Annotated in this window: 1 protein-coding gene; it reads left to right on the top strand. The window is 65.7% G+C overall.

Annotation, left to right across the window (positions count from 1 at the left end):
- Positions 1-207 (top strand): WXG100 family type VII secretion target (locus tag LI92_RS21750; RefSeq protein WP_052740893.1); only part of this gene is annotated, 207 nt, incomplete at both ends.

Here is a 207-nt window from a genome sequence, read left to right on the forward strand (position 1 = left end):
GAGGCTCGCCGGATGTGGGCGTCGTCGACCAACATCTCGGGTGCCGGCTGGGGTGGTCTGGCGGAGCGGACGTCGATGGACACCATGGGGCAGATGCAGACCGCGTTCCGCAACATCGTGAACATGCTGCACGGTGTGCGCGACGGTCTGATCCGCGACGCCAACCACTACGAGCAGCAGGAAGCTGCGTCGCAGCAGATCCTGTCG

Source organism: Mycobacterium sp. UM_Kg1 (assembly GCF_000972925.1).
Lineage (GTDB): Bacteria > Actinomycetota > Actinomycetes > Mycobacteriales > Mycobacteriaceae > Mycobacterium > Mycobacterium hiberniae.